The organism is Capnocytophaga sp. oral taxon 323, from assembly GCF_001278825.1.
Classification (GTDB): Bacteria; Bacteroidota; Bacteroidia; order Flavobacteriales; family Flavobacteriaceae; genus Capnocytophaga; species Capnocytophaga ochracea.
Window position 1 is genome coordinate 1,857,004 of record NZ_CP012589.1, and the last position, 15,079, is coordinate 1,872,082.

Sequence of the window (15,079 nt, forward strand, 5' to 3'; positions counted from 1 at the left end):
AAATTCAAAAAAGATACTATACCTTTGTAATGTGATTTAAAACCAATGCGTTATTATGAAATGGAATAACAGTTCTATTTTTATTGCTTTATCAGCTACTTATATAGTGCTTTCTTATATCTCATCGGTAGTGCTAAACCTAAACGGCGTAATGGCACATTCCTTATCCGAACAACTCACTGCCGAACAGATTAAAGAAGTACTCTCATTTAAAGATAAATGGCAATGGGTAGGCTATGTGTTCGTTCCTATACTACTACTGATAAAAATAAGCGTTACCGCCCTGCTGATAGACATAGGTTGTCTGTTTTACAATGAGAAACTACCTTATAAACAGCTCTTTCGTATGGCGCTATTAGGCGAATGTATCTTTTTAGTCGTCCCTATTGTTAAGTTGTGTTGGTTTGCGTTCTTTCAGCCCAATTTTACTTTGGAGGACGTGCAGTATTTCTATCCGCTTTCAGCACTGAATATCACAGGGTATAAAGGCATTGCTGTTTGGTTTATCTATCCTTTGCAAGTGCTGAATTTATTCGAAATAGCCTATTGGTTTTTTATGGCGGTACAACTGAATAAAGCCATCGGTAGCACCACCGGCAAAGGGATTAACATTATGGCAAGTGGTTATGGGGTAGGCTTACTCTTATGGGTTGTATGTGTGATGTTCTTTACCTTAAATATTTCGTAATATGAAGAAATCAGTCATAAAGAAACTCATTATAGCAGTCGTACTACTATTTCTAAGTTTTATGGGCTTTCAAATCGTACAAAAGCTACAATACAAAGAGCAAGTACAGCAAAAACTCAGCACTTTGCCCGAGTTTAGCTTTCAAACCTTAGAAGGGAGTGCTTTTACGAAAGCGAACCTTCCTAAAAATAACAAAGCAGTTTTTATCTATTTCAATACCGAATGTGGCTATTGTTTCTATGAAACCAAAGACATTAGCGAGCAGTTAGAACATTTTAAAGCAACCACATTACTACTCATCTCAAACGAGAGCAAAGAAGCCATTAAAGCCTTTGCCATAAAGCAAAACTTACTGGATAAAGATAAGGTAATATGCTTGCAAGATAGCACTTATACTTTTGCTAAACAATTCGAAGCCAATAGTATACCCTATATATTGGCTTACGATGCGCAAGGCAAATTACTACTCAGGCATAAAGGACAACTAAGAGCCGAAAAACTATTACAGCTCTTAGGCGAAAAATAAAATCATCTGTTAAGGAGAGGAGCAAAAAAGCTAGCGTTTGTGGATACTTCTTTTTAGATGATAGTAATTATTTATTAATATAAATTTTTTAAACGATGAAAAAACTTGAATTAAAACAAATGGAAGAAATCCAAGGAGGCGGAGGAGGGCTTGAATGTGCCTTTGCTTCTGTTGGATTAGCTGCTGCTTTTGCAGGTCTTGCCGTAGCAACAGGAGGAATCGGCTTATACGCTGCAGCTGTTGGTTTTGCCGTTGCTCCTGCTTCTTGGGGATACTCTTGTTTCACCTAGAAAAAATATTTGTTCTTATGGAAACTTTTTTAAAAAGAGATGTAAGAAGTGTTATATTTGTGGTTGCTTTAGGAACTATGGGAGCAAGCATTGCTTACCTTCTAATAGCAGATACGGATAATAAAACCTTTTGGGGTTTGTCAATTAACGCGTTTGCTTGTTTATGTACAACTATATCAGTAGGAATTGGCATATCAAAGCAACGAAAAGAAGAGCGAAAGCGTTAGCTTGCTTCAATGTAAAAATTTTTAACCTTAACAACCCTCATTTAGGGTTTCTTAAATGAGGGTTGTTAAAACCTTTTGCTTTTGAGGCATAAGCCAAAAAACCATTACAGCTTATTATGCGCATTTTTGGCAATTTATTTAGGCTTTTTGTAGTAGCTATTACTATTGTATTATTCTATCTTGTAGATAAGACAGAAGGGAATATTGTTTTGTACAACATTGTATTAAATATATTTTCTTTATCTATTTTTATTCCTTTAGATAACTTTAAAGAAAATAAATACATTACTTTCAAAGAGCAAAGTTTATATATCCCCAATTGGGTAGTATTGTTGTTGCCTTTACTAATGGGGCTCTTTTATAAAATAGAAAATACTTTTTCTATCCTTGAAACAGTAGTATTAGTTGTAGCTTTGCTTATCTTGGCAACAGTTATTGTCAAACTAAGTTTATATCTTTTAAAATTCAAGAGGTATTACTATATTTATATATGTATTATGGGGATACTTCTCCAAAACTATATAGCTTTTTTTAGCGATACTTTTTTTAAAAATATATCCTTTATCTTAGCTTTAAGTGTAGCAGGAGCAGGCTTCTTGTATGAAGAAAAGAGAAAAGAACAATCTGTATGAAAAAGGAAGATTTATCTAAAATATTTATAGCTTTATACGCTGTATTATTAGCCCTCTACGTAATAGTCATTGTATTTGCTTTTGAGAAAGAACATTTCACCGAAGCCTTTTTAATGGACTCAGTAGTGTTCATCTCCTTACATTTGGTTATCCCTTTCATATATTCCGAAAAGTATAAAGAAGGGAAGGTGCTAGCCAATGTAGGTCAGTTGCTTAAAAATCCTTTCTTTATAGGGTATTTTATATTAAGCAGTGTATACCTTTGCAAAAATATCATAGGCTATCAGTGGTACGAAGTGCTTTTAGCACATATAGTAACCGTTCTTGTAGTGCTTCTTGTTTTAGAGGCTTTGAGGCAGTACATAGCTAAACACTATAAAAAGGAATATTATATTACTATTTGCTATTTTATACTATTTCTTATCATTCTCGCCAAACTTATTTGGTTTTAAAGTAAAGAAACTTTTTTCTATGGTTCTCAAAAGAAGTATATTCCCGTTATGCAATATCACAGTGGCTATAAATGGTGAAAAGGTAAAACTTTCTCCAGCAAAAAAGGTAGTAATACCCCTCAAAGAAGCTGAAAGCTACTGTATAGAAGTAATAAAGCCTCTCCTTTTCAAAAAGAATCACAAAACAGTTTCTCATTTGTCAGAAAATACCGTTATAAACATCAAAAGTCGTCTTTCTGATAAATATTATTTATTAGCAGGAGGTTTTACTTTAATAGTGTGTTTCTTGCTTTTCTTTGGAAAGATACCTATGTTATTTTTTAGCTTAGTTTTACTTTTGTACATTATTCCTATATCGTATTATAGTTTTGTTAAAACAGATAGGTATTTTGTAATAGAAATTAATTGATACTATATGAAACCTTATTTAAGAAAGGATTTAAGAAGTGTTATATTTATAGTTGCCTTTCTTACTGCAGGGGCTAGCATTGCTTACGTTGTAGTGATGAATCCTGAACCCAAAATATTTTGGGCTATGATGATCAATGTTTTTGTATGTGTATCCACTGGTATATCTGTCGGTATAGACATTTACAAAATACGAAAAGAAGAAGAAAAAGAACAACAAGAGCGTTAGCTTGCTTTATAAAATTTAACCTTAACAACCCCATTTAGGGTTTCTTAAATGAGGGAGTTAAAAATACTTAGTTATGAATCCTAGAAACCCTATTGTTATTATAGCAATGATACTCCTCGCTTTGGGTAATACTATCTATGCTGTAGTGGAATATTTCCATAATGAAGGGGGAATTGCTCAAATAGTATCGGGCATTCTATTCGTTATTACTTTTTTAGTAGTATATTTTGAGACCAAAAGGAAAAAAACTAAAAACTAACTAACTTTAACAGCCTTTCTGTTATATGCCTCTCTCCCTAAAACTTATTCATAAAACTTTTGTACTCCAGCACGACCAAAGCGATTGCGGAGTGGCTTGCTTGTTGTCTCTTGTCCAATATTACAGTGGCGCGCACACCTTAGAAGAACTCCGCTCCCTTAGTGGTACTACCGTGCAAGGCACTACCCTATTAGGGCTCTACCAAGCTGCCAATTCCATAGGCTTTCAGGCAGAAGGCAACGAGACTGATATAGAAGTTCTCAAAGCCTATAACGCTCCGCTTATACTGCATTTAACTATGGGCAACTTAGAGCATTATGTAGTGTGCTATGGCTTTGAAAAGGGTGTATTTATCATTGGAGACCCCGCCAAAGGTATTATAAAACTATCTCCAAAAGAATTAAACAGCCTTTGGCGTTCTAAAACTTGTCTAACACTCACCCCTACTCCGCAGTTTAAAAAGAAAACAACACAGCAAAAAGCACAGTTTAAATGGTTTTTAAACCTCATTCAAAAAGACGTACGCCTGCTACTCATCAGCGGACTGTTAGGCACGGTTATAGCTGTTTTAGGTTTAGCTATGGCTATCTTCTCTCAAAAACTCATCGATAATATCCTCCCCTCAAAAGACGTTAGTAAACTCATTCAAGGCGTGCTATTGCTCACTTTCTTGTTATTGGCACGCATTGGTATTTCAGTAGTGAGAGAATATTTCTTACTCTTGCAAGCCAAAGACTTCAATACGCGTATCAATGAGCAGTTTTTTAGCAAACTTCTCCACTTGCCCAAATTCTTTTTCGATACACGCAAAATAGGCGAATTAGTAGCCCGCCTAAACGACACTCAGCGCATTCAACGGGTGATAAAAATGCTCGTGAGTGCTACGTTCATTGATATTTTGGTAGTGTTTATCACCTCTACATTCTTGTTTTACTACTCTTGGCAAGTGGGCGTATTCACTTTGCTTTCCATTCCCATTTACTTTTTCGTCATTCATAAAAACAATGCTAAAATCGTTGCCTTACAACGCGAAGTAATGCAGAGTTACGCTTTGGTCGAAAGTCATTATATCAATACCTTTCAAGGCATTACCGATATAAAGATAGGTAATAAACAAGGGGTCTTTTCAAAAGTAAACAAGACTATTTTTCTATCTTCGCAAGAGAAAGCTTTTCAGTTAGGTAAAGTAAATATCAAACTCTCTTGGCTTTCAGGAGCGATAAGCGTCATTTTCTTAGTGAGCATACTCGTTTACAATGCCATACAAGTGCTAAACGGAACATTACTATTAGGCCAACTGATGGCTATCCTCTCAATGGTAGGTTCTTTATTGCCCTCTGTTCTCAATTTAGCCCTAATAAGCATTCCTATCAACGAAGCTAAAGTGGCTTTTGCTCGTATGTACAATTTCACAGCCATACCTCCTGAGCAAGAAGAAGGTGAAAATATCCACACTATCAATAGGATAACCTTAGAAAACGTATCGTTTCGCTTTATAGGTAGAAAACCTATCTTGCACCATCTTTCTTTACAAATAAACAAAGGCGAAATAGTGGCTGTTGTAGGTGAAAATGGTTGTGGTAAGAGTACGCTTGCCAATCTGTTATTACAGTTTTACCCTCCCGATGAAGGTGTTATTTACATCAATCAGCAATACCCTTTAAACACTATTGCTACAAAGAGCTATCGCAGTAAAGTAGCCTATATTCCTCAAGAAGTAGCTATTTTCAACGGAAATGTATTGGATAATATTTTATTAGGAACTCCTTGTAAAGCAGAAGACCTCTTGGCTTTTCTTAGTGAATATGGTTTTGACACTTACTTCAATCAGTTTCCACAAGGCTTAACTACTCAGCTAGGAGAGAAAGGTGTAAATATCTCAGGCGGACAAAAACAACTTATTGCCTTTGCGCGGGCGCTGTTTAAGAAACCTCAATTGCTCATTTTAGACGAAGCTACCTCAGCAATGGATAGGCATACCGAAGCTTTTGTGCATAGGATACTCAATCAAATTAAATGCGATAGTCTTACACTCTTTATTTCTCATCGTTTGCATTCCTTACAACACTTCGCCGACCGTATTTGTATTTTAGAAAACGGCACCGTAAGACATTCAGGCACTCACAACCTGCTTATGCAAACCCAAAACTTCTACAGCGATTTCTTTCTAAGGAGTAAGCCTACCCATTAATATCAGTTCAATATAATATATAACACTATTTTTCACCCGCCTGTCGCACTACAACCTTTGGCAAAGTTAACTTCCTCTGGTGCAAGCTCGTAACTCGCACCTCATTTTCCCATTTCCTCATTTTCTAATTCTCTCATTTCCTCATTCTCTCATTTCTCTCGTCCGTGCGACTCAAAATAGTATTAATTGGTATTATTTTTGCATACAAAAAACCATTAATAATAAAACATATGAGTAAAAATGTATCCGACCAATTGGTCGAAATGTTAGTACAAGCAGGCGTAAAAAGAGTCTATGCCATTACCGGCGATAGCCTCAACCCTGTAAACGACGCCATCCGTCGCGATGGTCGCCTTGAGTGGATACACGTCCGCCACGAGGAATCAGCAGCTTATGCAGCCTCTATGGACGCCGAACTAAACGGCATAGGCTGTTGTATGGGAAGTTCAGGTCCTGGACACGTGCACCTTATCAACGGACTCTACGATGCCAACCGCTCAGGCAACCCTGTGATTGCCATTGCCAGCACCTGCGCCACCCATAAATTTGGTACCCACTGGTTCCAAGAAACCAACCCCTTCTTGCTGTTTCAAGATTGCAGTAAATACGTATATGTAGCCAATACCCCAAAACAGTTCACCACAATGATGCAACGCGCCATACAAACGGCTATCAACGAGAAAGGCGTGGCGGTGTTGGGACTCCCTGGCGATGTGGCAGGTGCCGACCTCGAAGAAGTGCCTTCCGCTACACAAACCTTCTTAGCAAAACCCGTAGTGCGCCCTTCCGATAGTGAACTCGACAAATTATCAGCCGTACTAAACGATGCTAAAAACAGGAAAATAGCCCTTTACTGCGGTCACGGTTGTCAGTATGCGGTGAAAGAAGTAGAACAGCTTGCCGAAACCCTTAAAGCACCTATCGTGGCTTCTTTCCGTGGCAAAATATTCTTCGACCGCACCGATAGCCCTTATATAGCGGGAATGAACGGCTTGCTCGGGCATCGTTCAGGTTATGATGCTTGCGCCAAAGCCGATGTGCTCGTAATGCTCGGCACCGATTTCCCTTATGCGGAGTTCTTACCTAAGAAAAGCACTATTATCCAAATAGATGAACGCCCCGATATCATTGGGCGTCGTGCCAAAGTAGATTACGGTTTTGCAGGCGATGTGAAAGATACCATTACCGCCTTATTGCCTAAACTCACCCCTCGCACCGACGATAGTTTCCTCAAAGACATTCACAAAGAGTATTTGGATCTCGAAAAATCATTGGACGATTACACTAAAAAGAAAACCGAAGAGAACCAAATAGACCCCGAATATGCGGCTAAACTTTTGGATAAATACGCCGCCAACGATGCTATTTTCACCGTCGATACAGGTATGAATGTAGTATGGGCAGCGCGCTTTATCAAAGGTACGGGCAAACGTTACCTCACTGGTTCGTTCAACCACGGTTCTATGGCAAACGCCCTCCCAATGGCAATTGGGGCAGCAGCTTCGTCCAAAGGCAGACAAGTGGTAGCAATGTGTGGCGATGGCGGGCTATCAATGCTCTTGGGCGACTTGGCTACCCTGATGCAATATCAATACCCTGTGAAAATATTTGTGTTCAACAACCGTTCGCTCGCAATGGTAAAACTCGAAATGGAAGTATCGGGCTACCTCGATTGGCAAACCAATATGGTAAACCCACCTTTCGACAAACTCGCCGACCTGATGAACATCAAAGGCTATGAAGTGCGCAAAACCGAAGACCTCGAAGCCACCGTAAAAGCAGCTTTCGAGCACGACGGACCTACTTTGGTGAATATCTACACCAATCGCGATACCTTAGCGATGCCTCCTCATATCACTTTTGAACAGATGAAAGGTTTTGCGACCAACATCATCAAGAAAATAGGTCAAGGCGACTTTGCAGAAGCCAAAGGCAGTATTGCCAACAGTATGAAACACATCAAGGACGTTTTTTAGATTTTAATTTTGATAATAAAAAAGTCGCTAAGCATCTCGCTTAGCGACTTTTTTTCTTGTATTTACTGTGTTACTCTCATTTCTTCAATTCTCAGCCTTGTATCTCAAACGCACAATCCTTGTCCTAAAATCCTACAACCCTTGAATAAGAATTTGCCCATAAAAAATTATCGCCAGAATTTTGCACCGTAAAAACTTGATAAGGGGAGCAGCCGAAAGACAAAAGGTAAATATAAAGTCGACGCCTTCCTTCTTTTAGTTCTTTGACCTCTTATCTAAAAAATCAATCATTATGGCAAAAAGCAAAAATAATGTAGTAACCGAAGGATTGAGCGGTATGTTAGCTCGCCAAATCGTATTCCGCCAACGCGCAGGACAAACCATCGTAGGGAAAGCCCCCGTTCGCTCTCAGAAAGCAAGCCAAGCACAACAGCTGCATCAGCAAAGGTTTGCTCGAGCAGCTTTCTATGCTAAAAGCGCTTTGCAAAATAGTGCACTTAAGCAAAGCTATGCCGAGGAAGCTAAAAAGCGTCCAGGTACCACCCCCTATAATATGGCAATTGCCGATTATCTTAAAGCTCCTGTGATTGACGCGGTAGATACCTCAAACTATACAGGTTCCGTTACCGGAGAAAAGATTGTCGTACAAGTATCCGACACTTTTAAAGTAACAGGCGTGAAAGTGAAAATCACCGACCACGATGCTACACTTGTAGAAGAGGGGAATGCTACCTTCCAAGAAGGTAAGTGGGTGTATACCACCACTGTGGTAAACGCTTCTCTTACCGGCGATAAGGTAATAGTAACAGCCACCGACCGTCCTGCCAATGTTACCACAAAGGAATTTATCCTTTAAAGTGAGTAACAACAAGAAAGGTAAAGCCAGTTCTGCTGGCTTTACCTTTTATCTTTTACCTTAAAATCACCCTTATTACAAAATAATTCGTACCTTTGCATCGCGTGTTACCTTTTACTCACACACCACCCAGCTGTGAGTCATTACTGATTTTACCTTTTACCTTTTATTTTTAATAGAAAAATATTATTATGGAACATTCACACCACCAACACGACCATCATCACCACGGTCACGACCACCATCATCACACCGTAACTGACCTCAGTACTCTCAATCGTGCCTTCTACATAGGCATTGGGTTGAATTTGCTCTACACAATTATTGAGTTTGTAGTAGGCTTTCGCGTCGATTCCTTAGCACTTATCTCCGATGCAAGTCATAATTTAAGCGATGTTGCCAGTTTAGTGATTTCACTTATCGGTATGAAACTCACCCATCGCACCGCTACTCAGCTCTATACCTATGGCTACAAAAAAGCATCTATTCTCGCATCGCTCATCAATGCGGTATTACTGATGTACATTGTGATAAAAATCTTTATCGAAGCCTTCGAGCGTCTTGCTAATCCGCCCGAAATGGTAGGTTCAGCAATTATGCTTACAGCTTTTATAGGAGTGATAATCAATGCAGTTTCAGCATTCCTATTCTACAAAGGACAGAAGACAGATATCAACGTCAAAGGGGCTTTTCTGCACCTAATGCTCGATGCTTTAGTATCGGTAGGGGTAATTATCTCAGGGGCAATTGTATATTTTACCGGTTGGAACTTAGCCGACCCTATCAGTAGTTTTATGGTAGGTATTGTGATTCTGTTCTCCACTTGGGGATTGCTCAAAGAAAGTGTAAAACTCATCTTAGATGGAGTGCCTCACGACATCGATAAGGAGCATATACAGCACCTTATAGAAGAGCACCCAATGATAGAGAGTGTACATCACTTGCATATTTGGGCGCTCAGTAGCTCACAGAACGCTCTCACGGCTCATATTGTACTAAAAGAGTGCATTACGCTTAAAGAATTTATGAATATTAAAGCGGAGTTAAAGCACAAACTCTCACACGAAGGGATTACCCACAGCACTTTTGAAATAGACACCGATAATTGCCACTGCGAAGAAGAAAAATGTATTTAATACCACAATGTTAATAGCCTAAACAAACAATAAACTACTATATAAAATCACTATTTATTACCAATATTATTGGCATTACTGGTATTATTGGCATTACTAGTATTAGAAAGGATTCCGCCACTAAGGGCAAACTCCATCGCTTTTTGGGAAGAGAAACCTTCAGCAGGCTTTATGTTATCTTTGGAAGTAACAATCACCCAACCAGAAATAGCATACGAATGCGGAAGATAAACACTTACCATTTCGCTGAGTTCAGCAAAATCCATAGAAGGTTGGGTAAGGAACCCAATGCGCCATATTTCGGGCGTTTCATTCACTTTTACCCATACCGGATTAGTAAGCTTGCGTTTGTCACCTACAAAAGAAGCTAAAATATCTTTAATAGAAGAATAAATAACCTTTACACCGGGAATATGAGCTACTAAATAATCTAATAGTCCCACGAACAGTTTTCCTAAAATCAGTCGACTACCAATAAAACCAATAATAGCAGTACCAAGTAAAACCAAAGCAAAAACTAACCCTGGGTAAGCCTTTGAGATATCAGGCACAAGGTTATCTACACTCTTGAATATCGACCAGATAATCCAGATAGTAGCACTCAGCGGACCTATGATAAGTATCCCCTGAAAAAAGTATTTGATAAAGGTACTGAAATAATTCTTTGACATATATTTTATTACTAAAAAATAGAAGTATGTGTTTGTGCGGTAAACTCTTCTAAGAACTTCATTCCTCTATACGAATTCCCTTTGTTATTAAGTTTTGGACTCCATACCGCAATGCTATATTGATTAGGCAAAAGAGCTACAATGCCACCTCCTACACCGCTTTTACCTGGTAGTCCCACCTTAAAAGCAAACTCCCCCGACTCATCATAGAAACCACACGTTTGCATCAAAGCGTTTACCCGTTTAGTACAAGTTTCAGTAAGGATTTGAACTCTATCGTGCATACGGATACCATCGTTGGCAAGAAACGAGAAGATATATGCCATCGATTTGCAAGTAAGCTCTAATGAACAAAGTTTAAAGTAGAAATTGAGTACCTCAATAGGGTCATTCTCTATGTTCCCTAATGATTTGATATAATAACATAAGGCAAAATTGCGATATCCCACTGATTTCTCCGACTCGGCTACTAATATAGAGTAATTTATACTATCATCATTAGCTAATTCTCTTACAAAAGTTAAGAAATCGGCTTCAGCATCTTCCAAGATAGAGAGGAGAATATCACAAACTACAATAGCCCCTGAATTGATAAGAGGGTTACGTGGAATACCGTTATCGGCTTCTAACTGTATTAATGAGTTGAATGAAGTGCCCGAAGGTTCTACATCTACACGTCGCCATAGTTGGTCGCCTATAATACTATACGCCAATGAAAGGGCTAATACCTTAGAAATACTCTGTGCTGAAAACTTTTCATCGCAATCACCAATCCCATACGATTGTTTATTGAGGCTATAAAAATATACCCCAAACTTATCGGGGTTCACTTGTGCCAATTCTGGGATATAAGTAGGAACTTTACCTAAATTATCAGCAGATAAAACAGATTGGTATATAGTGTCAATTATTTTAGAATATTTCATATGTATTTATTGTGGATTGTTCGTTCTAATGATTTTGATTTGCTTGATGCGTTTCTTGTCAAAAGCCTCTACAATGAATTTATAGTTACCAAAGAGGATAGGTGTTCCTTTCTGAGGGAAGTTGCCCGAAATCTCTAAGAGAAAGCCTGCAAGCGTTTCGGCATCACCGCGATTTTCGTCAAATAGAGCCTCTTCTTCATCAGTAAATTCAAGAATGCGATAGAAGTCCTTCAATACCGTTTTTCCTTCAAAAACAAAGACATTATCATTGATCTTGAAGTGTGTTACATCTTCATCGTCAAACTCATCGTTGATATTTCCCACAATTTCTTCTATGATATCCTCTAAGGTAATCACTCCACAAGTACCACCGTACTCATCTACTACAACAGCGAGGTGTATCTTCTTCTCTTGAAACTCGCTCAACAAATCGTCTAATTTCTTGTTTTCGGGAACGAAGAAAGCATTGCGTTTCACACTATTCCAGTCGAAATCAGTTTTGTCTAAATGTGGCAAGAGGTCTTTGATGTAAATTACCCCTGTGATATGGTCTAAATTCTCGTGGTATACGGGAATGCGTGAATAGCCTATCGCCACGATTTCGTTTAGCAACTCCTGATATGAGAGCTCTTCGCTGAGAGCAAAGATATCTACACGGGGTACCATTACTTCGCGGGTTTCGGTATTGCCAAAAGAGACAATACCCTCTAATATCTTCTTTTCCTCGTTGGTGGTATCTTCTTCGGAGGCAAGTTCTAAAGCTTGCGAGAGTTGTCCTACTGAAATATTGCTTTTCTGCTTGCCCAATTTTTTTTGTATCCATACGGTAAAGTTTTTCATCGGCATACTGATGGGCGTAAAGAAGGTGTCGAGAGAATAGATGAAGTAAGCTATGCGCCGTGAAAACAAAATATTGTTGCGATTGGCGTAGATTTTAGGCAGAATTTCACCGCAGAGCAGAAGCACGAAGGTAACCAGACCTACATCGAGTACTGCCCGTACCCAAGGAGTTTTAATTCCTCCGAAGAGAAAGTCGCCTAAATCGGCAAAGAGGAGTACGATAGTGATGTTTGCCAAGTTATTGGCAATAAGTACCGTTGCCAATAGCTTTTTAGGATTCTCTGCGAGCTTGGCTATAATATTGCCCGTAGGCGTTTTTTCTTCTTTGAGTGTTTCAATCTCAGCAGGAGTAAGCGAAAAGAGAGCTACCTCAGCTCCTGAGATAAGAGCAGAGCAGAATAATAATAGTATAAACACTGCAAATTGAATAACGATACCCACGTCAATGCTTAAGAAAGGCATTAATGAGAGTACCGACAAAGGTTCTGTTTCCAAAATATTATTATTTCGTTACACATTTAGAAAGGAGGCTCCGTGCTTACGGGCGGTTCAGGAGCCTTAGATTCAGCTGTTTTAGGAGCTGGTTTAGGTTGCCCATCACGTTTAGGATTTGGTAGAAAAGTTACATCGGAAGCGTGGATTTCAGTTGTTTGGCGCATCACGCCGTCTTCCGTTTGCCATTTACGTGTTTTGATGCGCCCTTCGACATAGATAAGGTCGCCTTTGTGAGTGTATTTCTCTACGAGTTCTGCCAGCTTGTTGCGTACGATAACAGTATGCCATTCGGTACTGCTAATGCGCTCGTTGGTAGCGCGATTGGTATACTCATCATCAGTGGCTAAGGGGAACTGACCAATGCAGTTACCTTCGCTGAAATAGGTAAGCTTTACAACATCTCCCATACGACCTATGAGAATAACTTTATTTAAAGTTCCGTTCATTGATATATATAAATATAAAGTTGATAATCTAAATATTCTCCAAAAGTACGACAAAATTTTAAAACTACCAAAATTTGGTAATGAAATTTGCAGTGAGAGCTGATACGGGATAGCTGTGTATATCGGCAATAAGTATGCTATTATCAAGGAGTTCGGTGGTGGTAACTATCCAAAAAGAAGTATAAATATGCTGGTGGGTGAGTTTGTGGATTACAGGCATTTCGTTATACAAGCTCACGGTAGCAGAGGGTAAGATAGAGGCTATTTCTTCGGTAGTAGCAGGAGCGTGAGTTTCGAGTAGTGGAAACTCATAGAGCCCGTGCCAGATATCTTTGCCTTTGCGCTTTTGCAAAAGGGTTTGTCCGTAAGGATTGAGCCATACGAGATAGTTGAAATAGCGTTTTTTAATAGTGATTTTCTTGATTTTTACGGGTAGGACGTCTACTTGCTGATGATGAAAAGCCCAACAGTGGTCACGTAATACACAATTTGCACAATCGGGACTCTGGGGAGTGCACTGCAAGGCACCGAACTCCATCAGGGCTTGGTTATAAGTGCCGGGGTTGTGCTTATCTAAACATTCGTAAGCTAATGCTTTGAACTCTTTGGCACCTTGTGGACTGTTAATAGGTGTTGCAATACCAAAAAGACGAGAGAGCACACGGTATACATTACCATCGACTACGGCACAAGGTTCGTTATAACAAAAGGAAGCTATGGCACTTGCGGTATAATCGCCTATACCTTTGAGTTTTACAAGTTCTTTATAGGTTTTGGGGAAGACACCTCCTAATTCAGTAGCGATATATTGCGCTGTGTGGTGTAGATTCTTAGCGCGCGAGTAATAGCCTAAGCCCTGCCATAGTTTGAGCACTTCTTCTTCGGGGGCATTGGCTAAATCGGTGATGGTAGGGTACTGACTGATAAAACGCTGGTAGTAAGGCAGACCTTGCACTACGCGCGTTTGCTGTAAAATTACTTCGGAGAGCCACACCTTATAGGGATTAGCGGTGCCACGCCAAGGCAAAGATCTTTGCGCAACTTTATACCAAGAAGTTAGTTTGTTGATGAGCCAATTTGTCAATTTGTCAATTTGCTAATTAGATAACTACGGCAGTGCCGCTAACAGTAACCATTAGCATACCGCCGTTAGCGCCTACGGTTTCATAATCGAGGTCGATGCCAACGATCGCATTAGCACCTTTTTGGGCAGCACGTTGTTGGAGTTCAGCAAGGGCAGAATCTTTAGCTTCGCGGACTTTTTGCATAAAATAGTGTTCCTGCAGTAGGACTTTCTGTATCAAATCCATAAAAATCTTTTCTGACTTAATATTTTTTATGACTACATTTGCTACAGCAATATTCTTCTTTCCATTTTAAAAAAGCTACTTAGGCTTGTTCATACTTATCATTCCAAAACCTAACATAGGAATATCTTTTAAAATAAAGAAATCAGTAACGGGAACTCCTTCTATATAGTAATAGGTTTTAGCAGAAGTAAAAAGAAAACTCAAAGTAATAAGAAAAGTAATTGTACAACCTACAAAGGCTAATTTACGCACTATGGGAGAGAATATCCCTATTATCAGTGCTACTGCTATAGCTATCTCTATTACGCCTATGAGATTGGAAACTTCCTGCAAACTTAGAATTTTATAAAGCCATGATAGCAGGAAACTTTGTTCTACCAAGGATTTAATTCCCTCTGCCTCAGCATATGTAAACTTGAATGCGCCTATCCAAAGTAGAATAGTTGCCACTCCAAAAAGACTGATGTAATACCCTATTTTGTAACATAGGGAGATACTACTATTTTTCATTTCTTGCGATT

The 15,079-nt window shown here is 39.0% G+C and carries 18 protein-coding genes and 2 pseudogenes; 12 read left to right on the top strand and 8 right to left on the bottom strand.

The genetic code is table 11. The features are described from left to right. The first annotated feature begins 55 nt into the window (after nucleotides 1-55). The 12 genes from AM608_RS08000 to AM608_RS08060 all read left to right on the top strand — a co-directional run bounded on the left by AM608_RS08000 (nucleotide 56) and on the right by AM608_RS08060 (nucleotide 9,870). The gene (locus AM608_RS08000; RefSeq protein WP_053581366.1) at nucleotides 56-688 is read left to right on the top strand and encodes a hypothetical protein; all 633 of its coding nucleotides are present in this window, start codon (nucleotides 56-58) and stop codon (nucleotides 686-688) included. Nucleotide 689: 1 nt separating this feature from the next. Further along, a complete protein-coding gene (locus AM608_RS08005) occupies nucleotides 690-1,214 on the top strand; it encodes a redoxin domain-containing protein (RefSeq protein ID WP_053581367.1) in 525 nt (174 codons plus the stop codon). A gap of 95 nt (nucleotides 1,215-1,309) precedes the next feature. Next, nucleotides 1,310-1,504 carry a hypothetical protein gene (locus tag AM608_RS08010; RefSeq protein ID WP_053581368.1) on the top strand — a complete coding sequence of 65 codons (195 nt, stop codon included), beginning with the start codon at nucleotides 1,310-1,312 and terminating at the stop codon, nucleotides 1,502-1,504. Nucleotides 1,505-1,521: 17 nt separating this feature from the next. After that, nucleotides 1,522-1,731: a hypothetical protein gene (locus AM608_RS08015; RefSeq protein ID WP_009420184.1), complete on the top strand. Its 210-nt coding sequence runs from the start codon at nucleotides 1,522-1,524 to the stop codon at nucleotides 1,729-1,731. 116 nt (nucleotides 1,732-1,847) lie between these two features. Next, a complete protein-coding gene (locus tag AM608_RS08020; RefSeq protein ID WP_053581369.1) occupies nucleotides 1,848-2,363 on the top strand; it encodes a hypothetical protein in 516 nt (171 codons plus the stop codon). Continuing rightward, nucleotides 2,360-2,815, top strand: coding sequence for a hypothetical protein (locus AM608_RS08025; RefSeq protein ID WP_053581370.1), 456 nt, complete (start codon nucleotides 2,360-2,362; stop codon nucleotides 2,813-2,815). The genes AM608_RS08020 and AM608_RS08025 overlap by 4 nt, the downstream gene beginning before the upstream one ends. 415 nt (nucleotides 2,816-3,230) lie before the next feature. Then, the gene (locus AM608_RS08035) at nucleotides 3,231-3,452 is read left to right on the top strand and encodes a hypothetical protein (RefSeq protein ID WP_053581372.1); all 222 of its coding nucleotides are present in this window, start codon (nucleotides 3,231-3,233) and stop codon (nucleotides 3,450-3,452) included. Between the two features lie 73 nt (nucleotides 3,453-3,525). Beyond that, nucleotides 3,526-3,711: a hypothetical protein gene (locus AM608_RS08040; protein WP_053581373.1), complete on the top strand. Its 186-nt coding sequence runs from the start codon at nucleotides 3,526-3,528 to the stop codon at nucleotides 3,709-3,711. Between the two features lie 25 nt (nucleotides 3,712-3,736). Further along, a complete protein-coding gene (locus tag AM608_RS08045) occupies nucleotides 3,737-5,902 on the top strand; it encodes a peptidase domain-containing ABC transporter (protein WP_053581374.1) in 2,166 nt (721 codons plus the stop codon). A 230-nt stretch (nucleotides 5,903-6,132) separates the two neighbouring features. Beyond that, nucleotides 6,133-7,878, top strand: a complete 1,746-nt coding sequence (locus tag AM608_RS08050) for a thiamine pyrophosphate-dependent enzyme (RefSeq protein WP_053581375.1) — start codon at nucleotides 6,133-6,135, stop codon at nucleotides 7,876-7,878. Between the two features lie 292 nt (nucleotides 7,879-8,170). Beyond that, complete coding sequence (locus AM608_RS08055) at nucleotides 8,171-8,734, top strand: hypothetical protein (protein ID WP_002674601.1); 564 nt, start codon at nucleotides 8,171-8,173, stop codon at nucleotides 8,732-8,734. 191 nt (nucleotides 8,735-8,925) lie between these two features. Beyond that, the gene (locus AM608_RS08060; protein WP_053581376.1) at nucleotides 8,926-9,870 is read left to right on the top strand and encodes a cation diffusion facilitator family transporter; all 945 of its coding nucleotides are present in this window, start codon (nucleotides 8,926-8,928) and stop codon (nucleotides 9,868-9,870) included. A gap of 50 nt (nucleotides 9,871-9,920) precedes the next feature. Here AM608_RS08060 and AM608_RS08065 read toward each other — a convergent pair whose 3' ends face one another. From AM608_RS08065 to AM608_RS08095, 8 genes and pseudogenes are all read right to left on the bottom strand, one after another. Further along, on the bottom strand, nucleotides 9,921-10,541 hold the full coding sequence (locus tag AM608_RS08065) for a DUF502 domain-containing protein (RefSeq protein WP_053581377.1): 621 nt from the start codon (nucleotides 10,539-10,541) through the stop codon (nucleotides 9,921-9,923). 11 nt (nucleotides 10,542-10,552) lie between these two features. Continuing rightward, nucleotides 10,553-11,467, bottom strand: coding sequence for a glutaminase (locus tag AM608_RS08070; protein WP_009418159.1), 915 nt, complete (start codon nucleotides 11,465-11,467; stop codon nucleotides 10,553-10,555). Between the two features lie 6 nt (nucleotides 11,468-11,473). Next, complete coding sequence (gene gldE / locus AM608_RS08075) at nucleotides 11,474-12,769, bottom strand: gliding motility-associated protein GldE (protein ID WP_053581378.1); 1,296 nt, start codon at nucleotides 12,767-12,769, stop codon at nucleotides 11,474-11,476. Nucleotides 12,770-12,825: 56 nt separating this feature from the next. After that, a complete protein-coding gene (locus AM608_RS08080) occupies nucleotides 12,826-13,248 on the bottom strand; it encodes a single-stranded DNA-binding protein (RefSeq protein ID WP_053581379.1) in 423 nt (140 codons plus the stop codon). A 64-nt stretch (nucleotides 13,249-13,312) separates the two neighbouring features. Next, a complete protein-coding gene (gene mutY, locus AM608_RS08085) occupies nucleotides 13,313-14,332 on the bottom strand; it encodes an A/G-specific adenine glycosylase (RefSeq protein WP_053581380.1) in 1,020 nt (339 codons plus the stop codon). Between the two features lie 16 nt (nucleotides 14,333-14,348). After that, nucleotides 14,349-14,501, bottom strand: a pseudogene (locus tag AM608_RS08090) (heavy metal-binding domain-containing protein); the annotation flags it as partial. Between the two features lie 13 nt (nucleotides 14,502-14,514). After that, a pseudogene (locus tag AM608_RS12580) lies at nucleotides 14,515-14,637 on the bottom strand (IS1595 family transposase); the annotation flags it as partial. Then, nucleotides 14,634-15,068 (bottom strand): DUF417 family protein, encoded by a 435-nt coding sequence (locus AM608_RS08095; protein WP_053581382.1) that lies wholly within the window; start codon nucleotides 15,066-15,068, stop codon nucleotides 14,634-14,636. The gene AM608_RS08095 and the pseudogene AM608_RS12580, both read right to left, overlap by 4 nt. Nucleotides 15,069-15,079 lie beyond the last annotated feature (11 nt).